This is a genomic window from Bartonella sp. AD24XZML (genome assembly GCF_042196485.1).
Classification (GTDB): Bacteria; Pseudomonadota; Alphaproteobacteria; order Rhizobiales; family Rhizobiaceae; genus Bartonella.
The window spans coordinates 1-16,789 of the sequence record NZ_JBHIQH010000105.1 but is presented as its reverse complement, the minus strand read 5'-3'; the positions used below and the strand labels follow the sequence as shown (position 1 = coordinate 16,789).

At 40.1% G+C, this 16,789-nt stretch carries 14 protein-coding genes; 5 read left to right on the top strand and 9 right to left on the bottom strand.

Going from position 1 to position 16,789, the window contains the following annotated elements; genetic code table 11:
* Positions 1-20: 20 nt before the first annotated feature.
* Positions 21-392, top strand: a complete 372-nt coding sequence (locus ACFIMX_RS09585) for a helix-turn-helix domain-containing protein (protein WP_375617984.1) — start codon at positions 21-23, stop codon at positions 390-392.
* A gap of 1,207 nt (positions 393-1,599) precedes the next feature.
* Here ACFIMX_RS09585 and ACFIMX_RS09580 read toward each other — a convergent pair.
* Together ACFIMX_RS09580 and ACFIMX_RS09575 are read right to left on the bottom strand one after the other, a co-directional pair.
* Entirely contained in the window at positions 1,600-1,995 is a 396-nt protein-coding gene (locus ACFIMX_RS09580; RefSeq protein WP_375617983.1) for a hypothetical protein, read from the bottom strand.
* 656 nt (positions 1,996-2,651) lie between these two features.
* The gene (locus tag ACFIMX_RS09575; RefSeq protein ID WP_375639984.1) at positions 2,652-3,887 is read right to left on the bottom strand and encodes an MFS transporter; all 1,236 of its coding nucleotides are present in this window, start codon (positions 3,885-3,887) and stop codon (positions 2,652-2,654) included.
* Between the two features lie 1,191 nt (positions 3,888-5,078).
* Between ACFIMX_RS09575 and ACFIMX_RS09570 the strand changes: the two genes are divergently transcribed.
* Together ACFIMX_RS09570 and ACFIMX_RS09565 are read left to right on the top strand one after the other, a co-directional pair.
* A complete protein-coding gene (locus ACFIMX_RS09570; protein ID WP_375694382.1) occupies positions 5,079-5,450 on the top strand; it encodes a helix-turn-helix domain-containing protein in 372 nt (123 codons plus the stop codon).
* Positions 5,451-6,153: 703 nt separating this feature from the next.
* Positions 6,154-6,525: a helix-turn-helix domain-containing protein gene (locus ACFIMX_RS09565; protein WP_375694397.1), complete on the top strand. Its 372-nt coding sequence runs from the start codon at positions 6,154-6,156 to the stop codon at positions 6,523-6,525.
* Positions 6,526-6,932: 407 nt separating this feature from the next.
* Here the strand turns inward: ACFIMX_RS09565 and clpB are convergent, their stop codons facing one another.
* Positions 6,933-9,512, bottom strand: coding sequence for an ATP-dependent chaperone ClpB (gene clpB, locus ACFIMX_RS09560; RefSeq protein ID WP_375694381.1), 2,580 nt, complete (start codon positions 9,510-9,512; stop codon positions 6,933-6,935).
* Positions 9,513-10,482: 970 nt separating this feature from the next.
* Here clpB and ACFIMX_RS09555 point away from each other — a divergent pair.
* Positions 10,483-10,815, top strand: coding sequence for a hypothetical protein (locus ACFIMX_RS09555; RefSeq protein ID WP_375639399.1), 333 nt, complete (start codon positions 10,483-10,485; stop codon positions 10,813-10,815).
* A gap of 132 nt (positions 10,816-10,947) precedes the next feature.
* On the opposite strand, the gene ACFIMX_RS09550 is transcribed toward ACFIMX_RS09555, so the two are convergent.
* Positions 10,948-11,097 (bottom strand): hypothetical protein, encoded by a 150-nt coding sequence (locus tag ACFIMX_RS09550; protein ID WP_375694380.1) that lies wholly within the window; start codon positions 11,095-11,097, stop codon positions 10,948-10,950.
* A gap of 1,106 nt (positions 11,098-12,203) precedes the next feature.
* Between ACFIMX_RS09550 and ACFIMX_RS09545 the strand changes: the two genes are divergently transcribed.
* Positions 12,204-12,575 (top strand): helix-turn-helix domain-containing protein, encoded by a 372-nt coding sequence (locus ACFIMX_RS09545; RefSeq protein WP_375694396.1) that lies wholly within the window; start codon positions 12,204-12,206, stop codon positions 12,573-12,575.
* A 427-nt stretch (positions 12,576-13,002) separates the two neighbouring features.
* On the opposite strand, the gene ACFIMX_RS09540 is transcribed toward ACFIMX_RS09545, so the two are convergent.
* The 5 genes from ACFIMX_RS09540 to infA form a co-directional block, all read right to left on the bottom strand.
* A complete protein-coding gene (locus ACFIMX_RS09540) occupies positions 13,003-13,674 on the bottom strand; it encodes a hypothetical protein (protein ID WP_375694379.1) in 672 nt (223 codons plus the stop codon).
* Positions 13,598-14,212 (bottom strand): MFS transporter, encoded by a 615-nt coding sequence (locus ACFIMX_RS09535; protein ID WP_375694395.1) that lies wholly within the window; start codon positions 14,210-14,212, stop codon positions 13,598-13,600. Before ACFIMX_RS09535 ends, ACFIMX_RS09540 begins: the two co-directional genes overlap by 77 nt.
* Before the next feature lie 347 nt (positions 14,213-14,559).
* Entirely contained in the window at positions 14,560-14,778 is a 219-nt protein-coding gene (yacG, locus tag ACFIMX_RS09530) for a DNA gyrase inhibitor YacG (protein ID WP_375617977.1), read from the bottom strand.
* A gap of 87 nt (positions 14,779-14,865) precedes the next feature.
* On the bottom strand, positions 14,866-15,558 hold the full coding sequence (locus tag ACFIMX_RS09525; RefSeq protein WP_375639401.1) for a Maf family nucleotide pyrophosphatase: 693 nt from the start codon (positions 15,556-15,558) through the stop codon (positions 14,866-14,868).
* Positions 15,559-15,802: 244 nt separating this feature from the next.
* On the bottom strand, positions 15,803-16,021 hold the full coding sequence (gene infA / locus ACFIMX_RS09520) for a translation initiation factor IF-1 (RefSeq protein WP_004857577.1): 219 nt from the start codon (positions 16,019-16,021) through the stop codon (positions 15,803-15,805).
* Positions 16,022-16,789: the final 768 nt, after the last annotated feature.

Below are 16,789 nucleotides of genomic sequence, written 5' to 3'. Positions count from 1 at the left end.
CAACTGGAGGGGAGCTTGAAGTGCAAACTAAAAATTCACATTTCAATGATATTTCGATAGGCAAAAGAATCCGTCACAGACGCATTTCAATGGGACTTTCTCAAAAAGAGTTAGGAAGCTATTTAGGCGTCAGTTTTCAACAAATCCAAAAATATGAAAAAGGCTTCAATCGTGTAAGCGCGGGACGCTTACAAGAAATTGCCAATATCCTAAAAGTTCCCATTACCTTTTTTTATGCCGATATTGCGATAAAAGCAGATATTCCCACAAAGGAAAATCTCTCACACCACGATCAAGACACCTATAGCGAAAAAGAACACGCCCTTTTAAAAAACTTTAGAGAACTCAAACCGAAAAAACAAAAAGCAATCTTGTGGTTGATTTCTGATTAAGCAAAAGCCCATCAATCGACATCCGTTGCCAATATTCCCCTCAGCCTAAAGCCTTGCCCGCCTGATACCACCATATCTCAAAAAACGGTTTAGGCACCGGTTTACAACATCATAGGATAACAAACACCAAAACCTTGGAAAAACATCCCCACCCCTCTCACAGAATCTTATCAAAAGACTCTTCTGATTTAAACGCACAATTCCGATTGTATCATTATGATACCTTTTTACATTTACCTTGTCAAGTTTTTATATTTTTGTGTTTTTCTTTAAGGAAGCCACATCCCTCAAAACACCCTTTCCTGCAAAATTCCCCTCATACAAAACACAATGTCTAAAACAACAAGAGCTAAAATAGGATTTTTCCTAAATAGCCTTCCCCCTCTAAATGGGCTTCCCCCTAAATAGGCTTTCATTGTATTGCTCATTCACCCACTTATTAAAAAAACACCTCTCAATGCTTCTCACACCCATTTCACGGATATCCCCCATACAAATATAGATGCAACTATAATTGTTAAGCTCCGCATAGAATATAAACGCCCACCACGAGATTTTTCTCTCTTCACATCTCTTTACACATCAGCTCTGCAATCTGTTCACAGCCATTCCCCACACACTCTTCTCCAGAAAACGCACTTCAACAACACTCTTCATCCCAACTTTCTCCTCCATTCACGAAGACACTTCCCCCAATCCTTCCCACCACATTCCATGCCATGATAAAAGCTCTCACAAAGCACAAATCCTCCGCTTCATTTTACAGATTCACATTTCTACGCTTTTACATCATTACAGAACGCAGCCAAAGGAAACTCCCAAACCACCACGCGATAATTTGATAAAAACAAAACACCTTTACAACAATCTCAAACAACAGATTTCTGTAGAGAGCTCATATGAATTTGATTGATCAGATCTGACTATTAGATTGGCATATAGAGCCGTAGAACAGAAAGTAATTTTCTATAAGACAGAAACGATAAAAGCGCTATATAACTGAGACAGAACATGAAGAATTGCAAACAGATAAAACGACATCTTTCTTCGTTACAACACTGAAATTGTAAACGAGACTACGAATAACTATCGTCTGAATATGCAATTTCACATCTGCAAATTTTTATTGATTAATTCAATCCCAACACTTCCCCTGAAACACATTTCTTCATTATCTACTTCTTTGAGACAAACCGGCAAAGGGATTTCATCTATTATAAGTGCGGATATAATAACGCGTTACTCCAACCTCATCATAAGAAACCATAGACAGGATACCTGTCTTTATTGGCGTTATTTGATAAGTCAAGATTACACCATTTTGCTGTTTGTTTGGTTGATCTGTATAGATTACGTTATATCCATTCCGTCGCAAGAGATCAATAAATACAGGAGTAAAGTTGTCTTCTGTTTTATTTTTTTTCACAATAAGTGTTGTTGTAGCGGGCGGTAAAGGTTTTTTAAGATTACGAACAAAATCGTTAGCAATTAATTTTACATCATCTTTCGTAATATTTGAACTGACATAACTTGATGAATAATTACTGATAGATGCACAACCAGCCACCAATACAAGCGGTAACGGAAATAAATATTTTGACATCTTAACTCCCCTATTAATTGCATTCTCTTCTGAAAAGCTCCTACACCAGAAATAAGAGCCTCCTTTCAAAGAATAGCCTTAACAACATACTGCTTTACTATCAAGCATTAGTTAATCACTTTCTCGCTTGTTAAAAAAACGACCACCATCTCTCATAGTACTCAAAGCTTATGTTTAAGACACAAAATATATATGTTAAAAGTACGAAAAAACACATGTAAAGCATGTAGTATACATATAGTATATGTATACTTACTTTCATGGTGTGTTGCATTACATAAACCAACGCACAGCACCCTTCATTTCCCCTCCATTCCTACGAAGACACTTCCCCCAATCCTTCTCACCCCTCCATATCATGACAAAAAACACGCACAATACATAAATCCATAAATCCTCCGCTTCACTTTTACAGATTCACATTTTTACGCTTTTACATCATTACAGAACGAAACCAAGGAAAGGTTCACCGGCCCCGTACCACTCTATAAACAACGGTCTGTAAAGAATTCAAATGCTTGCCTAGCAAGTTTCCACCACTGACCACTCATTCGTTTCAGATCACCCCCTTCAAAGAGCTGTGTTTTTATCTCATGAATAAGATAATTAGCGAACCGTCTTTAGAAAAAAGAAACGGCATGGAGATATCAAATATATCAATGGTCGTCATCGACTGTCGTGTTGAGGGGTGTTACATCTTTATTTTTCTTAATTTTTACAACGCCAATAATTCCGGTGGAAATAATTAATGCGGACATAGCTAAAAAAGAGCTTAATAATCCCACGAGAGCCAAAAGTCCAGCAATAAAGCCAGAGATTGCTTCCGCAGAGTTCGCTAACGTTGAAAAGGTTCCAAAACTCTTACCAAAATCTTCACGACGAGAATATAATTGAATAGCTGAGACTAAACCAATATCCACAAAGGCACCAATAAATCCTAGAACAAATGCTAACACGAGAAGGAATTTTAAATAAAGTCCAGCAGCTAAAGGCATAACAAACAGGATAACCCCATAAAGAAGCCAAAATATCATGAGCTTCAACGATGTAACATTTAATATAATTTTACTATAGAACAAACCACCAACAATAGTTCCAACAGCCATGAGAGAAAAAATATAACTCACAAATCTTTCCTCTCCACCTACAGAAAGAATAAAAGCTGGAATTAAAAATCTTAAAATTGCACCCGTAAAGAGAATAGCAAACGACGAACCAACGAGCGTAATGAATAAATGTTTATTTTCAGTAGAAATATATTGAAGATAGGAAGCGGTTTCTCGATAAATTTTTATAAAATTGAAAGGCTTATTCTCGCTTGAATCTAAATTCACGAGATTAAATAACACGATAATAGATATAAAATAGGTAAAAAAATCAAAAATGAGTACTGCCGATTTATTTACTAAAAAAAGCAGTAGGGAACAAACCAAAGGGCCAATGACGGATGCAGTTTCCATGATAATTTGAGCAATGCTATTGGCCTTTGTAAGATCTTTTATTGAAAACATTCGGGGAATAGCAGCTTGAAAACTTGGTTGGAAAATACTTCTTCCTATCGTTGTACATATTGCTGCAAAAATAAGAACAATGATATGCGCAGTTCCTGTTATAGTGGTTATAAGAACGAATAATGAAGCTAATAATCTAACAACTTCACTTAAGATCATATTTTTCTTCAAAGAAAAATTATCCGCTAACCAACCTCCTATAGGGCCAAAAAAGAGAAAAGGGATAAATCGAAAAAAATACACAAGACCTGTAAAAAAGGTGTTATCTGTTAATTCTAAGACAAGTAAAATAAAAACAACTTCATAAGCATAATCACCAACTTTAGAAATAAAGAGAGAGCAAAAAAGAGCTAAAGGACTCTTTTTTAAAAACAAATTCATATCAACCATCCGATGTTAAACTTTGCTACACTTAAAGTTACACTTCCTTCGATACAATTGGTGATATGAACTTCAGAAGAGTCTTTTATTCTAATAAATCGCTTAATAAGTTAAGTGAAAATTTTTAAAGAAATACTCCTATTGATATAAGCATTTACTCTAATATCAAGTAATATCTTTAAAAAAAGAAAGAATGTAAAAACTATTAGATCACAATCTTCCATATTATTACATTGACCTCCACCCCACGTCTCAAAGAATGAAAATTCCCAACCAGCACTAGTCTACAATCCCACGTCAAAAAGCAGCTTTCCCCACAAAATAAAGCTTGCACCCAACCACTCCTCAAACGACAGCACTTCGTCAGGCTCAACAAATCAAGCCCTATCTCCTCGCCATCCTTCACGCATCTCTTTGCGCCACCGCCTTACCCACACTCTCCTCCTATCCATGCACACTCTCTTCATCCTCCATTCCCCTTTTTCTCTCCCATCACACACTTAACAACTTAACACCCCTCTTCCTCTAAACTTCCATTGACGAAAACACGTCCCCCCAATTCTCGCACCACATTCCACGCCCCCAAAAGCCCAAAGTGACCAAAAACACGCACAATATATAATCCACAAATCCCCCACTTCACTTTTACAGATTCACATTTTTACGCTTTTACATCATTACAGAACAAAGCCAACGAAAGGTTCACCACCCCGCACCGCTCTATAAACAATAGTCTATAAACGAACCCAGCTTTTTGCCTAGTACCCCTTACAGTCTTCAGACGTCCCCCTCAAACGAGACTGTTTCATCAGACCAGACAAGATAAGCCCAGCCAAAAATATTCACCACACACTCTAAAAAACACCTAAATGTGGAAATTGATATACTTGATATCATCCCCCCTCCAAATAACACCGTTTTATAGCATATTGATTTTTCTTGCCAATCTTCTGAAATTACTTTATCACTTAAAGTGTAATTTTGGTCGTCTACGCAACGATCAATAGGGATTAAAAACCCGAAGACTTGACACATAAATTTATCCCGCTTTGCGGGTATCCCGGGATTCCGGGAGATTTTGCTATGTCCAGGTGTTCTCAACACTAAAAGCAAAAAGCTGACTAGAGCTCAGTACTTTCAGACTCCCGGAATACCAATGCGAGGGCGCTCGCAACCGGAGGGGGACTTGAAGTGCCAACTAAAAATCCACATTTTATCGACATTTTGATAGGCAAAAGAATCCGTCATAGACGCATTTCCATGGGGCTTTCCCAAAAAGAATTAGGAAGCCATTTAGGTGTCAGTTTCCAACAAATCCAAAAATATGAAAAAGGCTCAAACCGTGTAAGTGCCAAATGTTTACTGGAAATTGCTCAAAAACTAGAAGTTCCTATGAACTTTTTTTATGCAGACATTGCCACAAAAGAAGATCTTCCCACAAAAGAAACCCTCTTACACCACAATCAAGAAACCTATAGCGAAAAAGAACACACCCTTTTAAAAAACTTTAGAGAGCTCAAATCGAAAAAACAAAAAGCAATCTTGTGGTTGATTTCTGATTAAGCAACAGCGCACTAATCAACATTATTCCATTCATATTCCCCTTAAGTCACATTCAAACCAACACCCCTCAAAGAGCAGTGTTTTACGGCATAATAGAATAGAAAATTCTTGATTTTTCTTGCTAATCTTCTGAAATTACTTTATCACTTAAAGTGTAATTTTGATCGTCCACGCAACGATCAATAGGGATTAAAAGCCCGAAAACTCGTACATGAATTTGTCCCGCTTTGCGGATATCCCGGAATTCCGGGAGTTTTTGCTATGTCCAGGTGCTTTGGCACTAAAAGCAAAATGCTGATTCGAGGTCAGTGCTTTCAGGCTCCCGGAATACCAATGCGAGGGCGCTCGCAACCGGAGGGGGACTTGAAGTGCCAACTAAAAATCCATATTTCGCACTTTTTTAAAAAGTACCCAATCTTATAGTCTTTGATATTATTTTAATTTTTCTTGCCAATTTTCTGAAATTGCCTTATGAATTGACCTGTGTTTTTGATCGTATACGCAGCGGTCAAATAGGGAGCTAAAAGCCCGAAAACTCGTACATGAATTTGTCCCGCTTTGCGGATATCCCGGAATTCCGGGAGTTTTTGCTATGTCCAGGTGCTTCTCAGCACTAAAAGCAAAAAAACTGATTCGAGTTCAGTACTTTTAGACTCCCGGAATACCAATGCGAGGGCGCTCGCAACCGGAGGGGGGGCTTGAAGTGCCAACTAAAAATCCACATTTTATCGACATTTTGATAGGCAAAAGAATCCGTCATAGACGCATTGCAATGGGACTTTCTCAAAAAGAATTAGGAAGCCATTTAGGTGTCAGTTTCCAACAAATCCAAAAATACGAAAAAGGCTTCAATCGTGTAAGTGCCAAATGTTTACTGGAAATCGCTCAAAAACTAGAAGTTCCTATGAACTTTTTTTATGCAGACATTGCCACAAAAGAAGATCTTCCCACAAAAAAAAACCTCTTACACCACAATCAAGAAACCTATAGCGAAAAAGAACACACCCTTTTGAAAAACTTTAGAGAGCTCCAGCCGAAAAAACAAAAAGCAATCTTGTGGTTGATTTCTGATTAGGAAAAAGAGCAACGATCAACGTTATTTGCTAATATATCAAACAACAAAACATCCTTAAGTCAAATTCAAACCAGCTCCCCCACACCCCTTCAAAGAGCAGTGTTTTACGGCGGATAAACGGCATTTCTCTTTAACGCTTTTACGCACAAAGCAATAAAGCAATCCCGCTTGTGACTTCACTTATAACATTGCAAGAAAATAGCTTTCACTACAACCAGAAGTAAAAGAATCCTACGATATTCGAGAACACTCATTTAACATGCAAAAACACCGACCACTCCCTTTGCTTTGCAATAAAACACCGCTTGTTTCATCGTGAATTTTTCTAAATCAGCACGCCTCAAAGAGCGGTGTTTTATCGCATAATAAGATTATCACCGCCCTTTATAGCGTGAATTTTTCCACACTTAATCTTCAGGCAAAAATTCCAACCGATCTCCTTGTTTTGTAATTTTCACCGTTGTCTCATCGTGAATTTTTCCAAATAAGATATTTTCCGCCAGTGGATCTTGAATTTCTTTTTGAATAATCCGTTTAAGCGGACGCGCACCATAGAGCGGATCATAGCCTTTATCGGCAAGAAATTTTCTCACCTCTGGCTCGATTTGCAAAGTTATTTTGCGTTCATTGAGCAAATTTTGCAAATGTTGTATCTGGATATCAACGATAGCCTCCATATCCTTGCGTTGCAACCTCTGAAAAAGGATAATCTCATCGATACGATTTAAAAACTCCGGACGGAAAGCGGCTTTGACGACATTCATGACATCATTTTTTGCCTGATCAACGGTTTGCCCTTCAGGCAAAGCAGTTAAGAACTCAGCACCAAGATTTGAGGTCATAATCAGCAAGGTATTGCGAAAATCAACGGTACGCCCTTGACTATCGGTCAAGCGCCCCTCATCCAACACTTGCAACAAGAGATTAAAAATATCAGGGTGTGCTTTTTCAATTTCGTCAAACAGAATGACCTGGTAAGGTCTTCTACGTACAGCCTCCGTCAGCACCCCCCCCTCTTCATATCCAACATATCCAGGAGGTGCCCCAATCAGCCGCGCCCCAGCATGTTTTTCCATATATTCCGACATATCGATGCTCAACATGGCATTGGAGTCTTGGAAAAGAAAAGCGGCAAGAGCTTTGGTTAATTCGGTTTTCCCCACACCGGTAGGACCCAAAAACATGAAAGATCCAAGGGGCCGATTAGGATCTTGCAACCCTGCGCGCGCACGGCGTACAGCGCGAGAAACAGCTTGAACAGCCTCTCCCTGCCCAATCACACGTTTGCTAATTTCATCTTCCATCCGCAACAGCGCCTCCCGTTCTGCCTCCAGCATTCGATCAACAGGAATACCGGTCCAGCGCGAAACAATCCGCGCCACATGTTCAGCAGAGACCGTCTCTTCAACGAGATGATTTTGTTGGTCATCATTTTCCGCGATACTCAATTGTTTTTCGAGTTCAGGGATAACGCTATAAGCGAGCTCTCCAGCGCGTTGGAATTGTCCATCACGCTGTGCAATAGCCAAAGCATTACGGGCTTCTTCGAGTTGTTTTTTCAAATCAGCAGCATGCCCTAATTTTTGTTTCTCAGCCTGCCAAGCACTTGTCATCTCAGCGGACTGTTGTTCCAATGTTTTCAGTTCCTCCTGCACATTTTTCAAACGTTCTTTTGCTGTTGGCTCGACATCTGTTTTCAAAGCTTCCCGTTCGATCTTCAACTGTAAAATACGCCGATCAACAGCATCGAGTTCTTCCGGCTTTGAATCGACCTGCATGCGCAACCGCGCCGCCGCTTCATCGATAAGATCAATAGCTTTATCCGGCAAGAAGCGATCCGTAATATAGCGGTTAGACAAACGCGCGGCCGCAATCAAAGCACTATCAGCCAAGCGCACTTTGTGATGTTGTTCATATTTTTCCTTAATACCGCGCAAGATAGAAATAGTATCTTCCAAAGAGGGTTCAGGTACAAAGACAGGTTGAAAGCGGCGTGCCAAAGCAGCATCTTTTTCGACATATTTTCGATATTCATCGAGCGTAGTAGCGCCCACACAATGGAGTTCTCCGCGTGCAAGAGCAGGTTTTAACAAGTTAGAAGCATCCATAGGACCGTCAGATTTTCCAGCGCCAACAAGATTGTGCAATTCATCAATAAAGAGGATAATTTGTCCATTTTCAGCTTGCACCTCTGCCAGCACCGCTTTAAGGCGCTCTTCGAATTCCCCACGATATTTTGCACCAGCGATAAGCGCTCCCATATCCAGCGCATGAAGCTGTTTATCCCGCAAAGTTTCAGGCACATCGCCATTGATAATGCGCAGAGCTAACCCTTCCACAATAGCTGTTTTCCCCACCCCAGGCTCACCAATCAACACGGGATTATTTTTCGTCCGCCGTGAGAGCACCTGAATAGTGCGGCGGATTTCCTCTTCCCGCCCAATCACAGGGTCGAGTTTTCCTTCACGGGCATCTTTTGTGAGATCCCGGGCATATTTTTGCAAGGCATCATATTGTCCTTCGGCATGGGGGCTTGTTGCTGTTTTTCCTTTCCGCAGCGCATTAATTGCCCGATTAAGCGCTTGCGGGGTCAATCCTCCACTTGTTAAAATATCGGCTGTTTTTGCGGTCTTTTCCATGATCAGCGCTTGTAACATGCGCTCCACGGTCACAAATTGATCACCGGCTTTTTTCGCAATATCCTCAGCCAGCGCGAAAACTTTTGCCAATGGCTGCGAAAGATAGAGCTGTCCATTTCCCCCTTGCACCTTAGGCAAAGCATTAAGTGCTTCTTTTAGCGCCTTTTGAATAAGAGTAAGATCACCACCAGCGTTTTGGATAAGCGATGCAGCCAATCCTTGAGAATCATCTAACAACACTTTCAGGAAATGCTCCGGCATAAACTGCTGATGATCAGAAGCAAGAGCGCTATTTTGTGCTGATTGTAAAAAACCCTGCACGCGTTCGCTATATTTTTCCAAGTTCATTTTTTTTCCTTAAATCTCAAGCCACCACCACACTTTAACCTCTCCAATATTCCACACAAGAAACATCCAGAAAGGATTATCCATCCTCTAAAAACACCGCGAAAAAAGCAGCATGAAGAAGAACCATAGTGCTAAAAAGAATATGGGTTTCTACAAGCCTCATAGCAAGAGGGAGAAAAAAAATACGCTATCATTTTAAATAAAAACCGCAACTTTTCTTATACCCCACATCATCACTCCCCTTTTTAAACTCTCACCCACAAACTCCACTATTAAAACTTAAATTTGAACAGCAGAAAGGAGCATGCAAAAACATTTCAAACAAAGCAGTCTTTACAGCCTATAGTTTAGAGTAAAAATCAAAAGTATTTTTCTATTTTTACTTAACAAAACATTAAATATAAGCTTTAATACTTATAAACTTACACTGTCTTTATCAAGATAAAGGAGTTTTAGTATGTACAATACTGTAAAAAAATTCTTTTAATATTTTTATTCCTTCTGATAAGTAAACCAAGCTATGCCATTTTTGCCGGCAAAGTTATTACAATAGAGCATGAATGGCTTAAAAATGCATCATTTGATGTATTTGTTTTCACCCAGCAAGTAAATTACGATGGTGGGCCTAACTCCATCTATTTCTGGGGAAATAAATTTGAATTCCAAAATGGAAATCTAGTTACAGCGACAGTAGTCGATTTTATAACGGGTAAACAAGTGAATATTGGGACCATAGAAGTACCAAATACATTTGGCCAATTCCGTAAATCTTCAAGTTTTGTTGAAGACCATTCTCGTTGGAAGAGACATCTCTCCTCCTGTTATGATTTAAGTCCGCAAAGTTCGATTTTTTTTTGAGCCTCAAGGCATAAAACAAAACAAGATACACGAAACGATTCTGAAAGCTTCTAATCAAGGAAAGTGTCAAGATTCTGACTTCATCCAAACATCATGTACATCCAACTTTTGCATGACAAGTATAAGCGACTTTGGAGGTTTAGCCTCGCCTACTGCTAAACCAGAAATACCCATTTCCAATGGGAAAGATCTGTCTGCAGAAACAATTTCTAACGTTTTGAAACAAAAAGAGCTTGTCGTTATTCGTTCAAAAAATCGTTCTTGGGCACCCAATATCTTTTTGCCATCTCCTGATTTATTTAAGTGGAAATCAATCTTTATAGATCATCTAGCGGCTTCCAGTTCTACGCTTCACACCACTCACGGCACACAAAAGATAACCACAGGTCAAAAGATTATGTATATGTCTGATGGAAAAACTTGGAAAATTATGAAAAGAAACTAGCTTTTTTCTTCTTGATAAGCCCCCTCACTCCCCTTTGAAAACAACTGGGGGGTGAGGAAGTTTTTTTTCATTTCCCCACCACGGCTCCCTTTCCCAGTTATTTTTTCGAGCCCTGCTCTCATCCCCTTTAGCTCACCACATCACCATACTTTCCATACTTTCCAGGGCATTTTCTCCATTCTCACCCCCTTTCAAAGCCCCACACCCTTTCCTCTCTATCTCTTCACCTCCCTCTTCTATCACCCTCACACCATCCTTCACGCATCCTTTACACCACCCCACCTCTTATCCACGCCCTCCTTTTGTCCATAGGCACTCTCTCCATTCCACGCCCCCCCTTTTCTCTCCCATCAAACATTTACGACTTACAGCACTCTTCATTCCAGCTTCCCTCCTCGATTAACAAGCTCGTTCTCCCCCCATTTATCTCACCCCATCCATGCCAGACAAAAGCCCAACGTGACCCCAAAACACGCACAATACATAAATCCATAAATCCTCCGCTTCACTTTTACAGATTCACATTTTCACGCTTTTACACATTCACAGAAAACAGCCAACGAAAGATTCACCACCCCACGCACCGCTCGATAAACACTGGTCCGTAAACAATCCAGCTTCTTATCTAGGGAAGGACTACTGATCACTTCATATAATTATCACCACCCCTCAAAAGACGCGCTTTATCAGACAAGACAAATAAGCCCTTCCTCCCAATATTCTCCACATACTTTTCTCCAGAAAACGCACTTAACACCCCTTTTCATCCCAGCTTTCCCCGCTCCATTCACAAATGCGTCCCCTAGTTCTCTGACCATATTCCACGCCATGATAAAAGCATACACACAGTACAAATCCTCCGCATTATTTGACGAATATACGTTTCACGTTTTTACACATTCACAGAAAACAGCCAAATAAAATTTCCACATCACCACCCGCGCTGCTCTGTAAACACTGTTCTGAAAACGAATCCAGCTTTTTGCCTAGTACCCTTACAGTCTCCACCCCCCAAAAAAGACAGCACTTCACCAGGCTCAACAAATTAAGCCCTATCCTGAATATTCAAGCTCTTCACTCCTCCTTCAAATAGCGCCGTTTTACGGTATAACAGAATAGAAAATTTTTCATTTTTCTTGCCAATCTCCTGAAATTACTTTATCACTTAAAGTGTAATTTTGGTCGTCTACGCAGCGATCAAGAGGGATTCAAAAACCCTAAGCTCTAGCGTAAAATGAGCCCACTTTTGTGGGTATCCCGGAATTCCGGGAGTTTTTGCCATGTCCAGGTGCGTTTCCGCACTAAAAGCAAAAAAACTGACTAGAGCTCAGTATTTTGACTCCCGGAATACCAATGCGAGGGCGCTCGCAACCGGAGGGGGGCTTGAAGTGCCAACTAAAAATCCAAATTTTATCGACATTCTGATAGGCAAAAGAATCCGCCACAGACGCATTTCAATGAGCCTTTCCCAAAAAGAATTAGGAAGCCATTTAGGCGTTAGTTTCCAACAAATCCAAAAGTATGAAAAAGGCTTCAATCGTGTAAGCGCAGGATGTTTACTCAAAATCGCCCAAAAACTGGATATCCCTATAAGCTTTTTTTATGCAGACATTGCCACAAAAGAAGATCTTCCCACAAAAGAAACTCTCTTACACCACGACCAATACACCTATAGCGAAAAAGAACACACTCTTTTGAAAAACTTTAGAGAGCTCCAGCCGAAAAAACAAAAAGCAATCTTGTGGTTGATTTCTGATTAGGAAAAAGAGCAACAATTAACATACCCCCTGCCTAAAGTTTCCCATACCTGATATCACCATACCTCCAAGAATGATATTTTACGGCATATAAGATAATTCACACTATAGCTCCTCGTTTTCTGTTTTCATTATTGCTTCAAGTCAAGCTGATTAAGGATTGGCAGCTGAGTTTTTAAGTTTGACTATTCGTAGCAAAGCGGAGTTAAACAAAAATGACATTGTCGCTCAAAACCATGCCCCCTATTGCGTTTACGAGACAGTGGAACCGTATCAAGAAGGCAAAGCCCCGAAAAAAACATATAAGCGGCTAAGTAAAAATCAAAAATTGAATCTATGACGTTGAAAAAGCTGCTCTATGTTGGATTATCTCCACGTCCTCTAAATCTCAGAAAAATGATTTAAAACATTTGTTTCATTGATGAGCCAATCATTGAGATCGAACAATTAACAAAGAACGGTTCACCAATATCCTGATAGCCAATAAACAGAATAATCCACTCAATCCAGAAAGAAGGAACAATTTTCCAGCCGAAGTGTGACCTAAAACAAACGTTCCAACAAAGGGAGCCACCAACATAGCTAAATTTTGTATAGACTGCACCCATCCGGAAGCCACCCCAATCTGTTCATTGAAATTGCTTACCAGATAAACATTAGAAGATATGGAAAAGTAAGCGCTAACCATTCCAATAAGGAAAAAACATAGCAACAAAGTCTCAATCCGGAGTAAATCAAAGTAAAAAAAGCACACTGAGATCATGAAAAAACCAATCATTGTTGACATTGCCGGCATTAACAACTCTGATATTTTGCCTGTAAGGGGTTTATGCTTAGATTGTTTCACACTCCAAAACCCATAGAGAAAATTACCGATTGCCGAAGCCGATACCAGCATCCTAAGAGCTTGTTTATTCATTTTCATTGCACTAAGAATAACAGGCAACTGATTATTCACCATAAAGATCATGGCAAAATATACAAACATCACCGCCACATAGGCATACCAAGTTGTCCCATAAAGCCTATGCTTTGATTTTATGGTATTCGCTGTTTTTATCATGAGTGACGAGACAGGTTGTGCACCAAGACAACAAAACACGATAAAGCCTAGCAATGTCAAAAATCCAGAAAACAATAAAGTATATGTATCTGATAAAAACGCGACAAAGCGTACTCCCCAAAGCAGGTCCTATCATCTTTGCTGCGCTATTGATCATGTTAAGCACAGAATAGTAACGAGTCCGTCCGTTTTCAGGCACCGAATTTGCACTAAGAACAGAAATTGCAGGCATGGCTAGACTGTTGAATGTCGCTCGAATAACTGCCAGTATAATAAATCCTTGCAGACTCGTCGCCATCAATAAACCGACAGTACAGAGTGCCCGTAACAGCAGTGACGCCCGCAACCAATGGATCATAGAACGGTGACTTACCAACATTCCAATTGGCTTAGACAGAACGATACCAGGTAATAATGTTGCCGCTCCAATCAAAGCGACGTCATATTGATCAGCTTTCCACGTGAACACAGATACGGTCAAAATCACGATATAATCAATCCAGCCCCCAAATGACACCATACCATTACCCAGCAAAAGCACCAACAAGCGATTTTTTATTGCCCCGTCTCTTTGCACCAAAACACGCGCCCCTCTTTTTCCTTAGCAATACTGATTGGACTATCAATTTTTCCTCACACCCTAAAGGCACCAACAACCTTCTTGCAACAAGGCACCATCGACCTTCATGCAACAAAGCAATTTATAATTATCCATGGTAAACAAAACCTTTGGGAATAAGTCTTAGATATGTATTAAAACTTCCATCGTTGATTGAACTTAATCTGCGTCTTTGCGAATGACGATAATAAGCAAGCCGTTAATCCAGCTCTTAAATAGATTGATATAGGATAATCCCGCGCGCCTCCCCTTCAGTTCCCACACAAAAAACGCTTTAGCGTTCTTTCTCAAGAGGAATATCCCCTTTATTCTTCTTCATCACTTACTTGTGGTGGGGGTGGTAAAATATAAGAGCCTGAAAGCCAACGATTAAGATCAATAGCTCGGCACCGTGTGGAACAAAAAGGATAAGAAGATTTTTGTGACATCTGACCACAAATAGGACAAGGATGCGGAGGACGGGTCTCTTTTTGCAAATTTAGCTCTTTTTGTTCTTGGCACACCTTTGTCATTGGCTTCTTCATTAACTTTTCTTCTGTTGCTTTTTTTTCATTTTTGCATTTCTCTTTTTGTTGCTTTTCACCTTGCAGTGATCTTACCTTAAAGTTTTTCTAATGCGTTTGTTCAGCCCAGTGAGTGAAAAGTGGATAGTGATAAGCGGTCAAGAGATCGGCTGTTTCAGCCAAAGGCAATCCCACAACATTAGAATAAGAACCCGTGATATGGACAACAAAAGCCCCTGCTTTTCCTTGGATAGCGTAGCCACCCGCTTTCCCTTGCCATTCTCCTGAAGCAAGGTAAGCCTTCATCATGGCAGAGGTTAAGCGTCTAAAACGAACACGACTTTCAACCAATTTTACGGTTATTTTTCCACGTTCATTGAGCGCACAAATGGCACCATAGACCTTATGCGAACGCCCAGAAAGGTATCGTAAACATTCATAAGCCTCATCCTCGCTTTCTGGTTTGGGGAATATGGTCCGCCCAACAGCCACCACCGTATCAGCCGCCAAGATAATCATTTTCTGTCCAGGTAATTTTTCTTGACCATTCTGACTGTACCAGCGCAAAATTTTTTGGGCTTTCAGCGCTTTTTCTTTTGCCAAACGTTTGGCAAGGTTTGCAGGATGTTCTTTTAATTTTGGCGTTTCATCAATATCGCTTGCATAAACCTGCTGGGGATCAATCCCTATTTGTGCCAAGAGCGCTAAACGCCTTGGCGAAGCGGAGGCAAGCACCAAATGAATTTCTTCTGTAAGAGTATCTGCCAAACGTTTTTCCCCGCACTCTCTTATATTTCTCATTTCCACCCCTTCACAATTGACTTCCCTCTCACCCCCTTTAGCGCCCCCTTTTTAAGCGCCCCTTTAGCGCTCCCTTTTAAGCGCTATTGATCTCCTTATCCTTTTTCCGAAACGATTTTACAGTTTTTCAAGGCTCTTCAAACACTCCTCTTTTTTCACTGATGAAAAGCAAGCTAAAAAACTGTTAAAAAATAATAGAAATAATATGATAGCTTTTAGAAAAAAGTGCAAGCCACCCACGATGCTACTTATAGCGATATGTAATACGCCCTTTTGTCAAATCATAAGGCGTCATTTCCACCATGATTTTATCACCGGCCAACACCCGTATACGATTTTTCCGCATTCTACCAGCGGTATGGGCAATAATTTCATGATCATTTTCCAGTTTCACACGAAACATCGCGTTAGGTAAGAGTTCAGTAACGATACCAGAAAATTCTAAAACTTCTTCTTTTGACATAAACAAACATTTCCTTTACAGTGCACATATTTTGTTAAGCTGCGCGTTATTTCCAGCGTTCATACCCTATTTTCTTAAGTTTGTGAATAAAAATTCCACAAAAAGGGAAAGGTTTTTCAAGTTTACTCTTCCATGCTCTCAAAAAACGTCATCCCACACCTTAAGAATCAAAACTTTTTTTCCACCAATTTTACCCGCTAATTTCCTTCAATTTTTATGATGATTTTGGTTTCAGTGTGACAAGAAATTACGCTAATTTTTTCCCCTAAAGCATTTTCCCAACACCTCTGACTAATCCTTCCACAACTTACGAACAATCATCCTCCCTCCAACTTTTCCTCACCTTCCACACCTTAAACATGCGCCCTTCAGATAAACACCACTCCCCCACGACAGAAGCCCTTCCTTTTCTCAAAAACCTTCTCCATTCTTCACTCACCATTCACAACATGCTTCACTGCCCCACACTTCATACTCTATGCATTTCCCATACAGCCTTCCCCATTTTCTCTCTCTTCACACGCTTCCTCTAAGCCACTCCTTCCATTTATGTTGTTCTTCCTACCTTCGAAAACACGATCCCTATACATTGCGTATCATTAACCACAACGCCTCTAACGACATAAAGCCTTTTCCTTTTTTGCACATTTCCGTTTTTACGCTTTTACGTATTTACAGAATAAAGCTAAATGAAACTTCCACACCGCACCACTCTATAAACAATAGTATTACCCCAGCTTCTTGCCTAGCCAATCTCCCCCAAGCACT

Coding starts and splice junctions, on each gene's coding strand:
- ACFIMX_RS09580 (WP_375617983.1), bottom strand. CDS start 1,995: ATGTCAAAATATTTATTTCCGTTACCGCTTGTATTGGTGGCTGGTTGT.
- ACFIMX_RS09575 (WP_375639984.1), bottom strand. CDS start 3,887: ATGAATTTGTTTTTAAAAAAGAGTCCTTTAGCTCTTTTTTGCTCTCTC.
- clpB (WP_375694381.1), bottom strand. CDS start 9,512: ATGAACTTGGAAAAATATAGCGAACGCGTGCAGGGTTTTTTACAATCA.
- ACFIMX_RS09555 (WP_375639399.1), top strand. CDS start 10,483: ATGACAAGTATAAGCGACTTTGGAGGTTTAGCCTCGCCTACTGCTAAA.
- yacG (WP_375617977.1), bottom strand. CDS start 14,778: ATGAAGAAGCCAATGACAAAGGTGTGCCAAGAACAAAAAGAGCTAAAT.
- ACFIMX_RS09525 (WP_375639401.1), bottom strand. CDS start 15,558: ATGAGAAATATAAGAGAGTGCGGGGAAAAACGTTTGGCAGATACTCTT.
- infA (WP_004857577.1), bottom strand. CDS start 16,021: ATGTCAAAAGAAGAAGTTTTAGAATTTTCTGGTATCGTTACTGAACTC.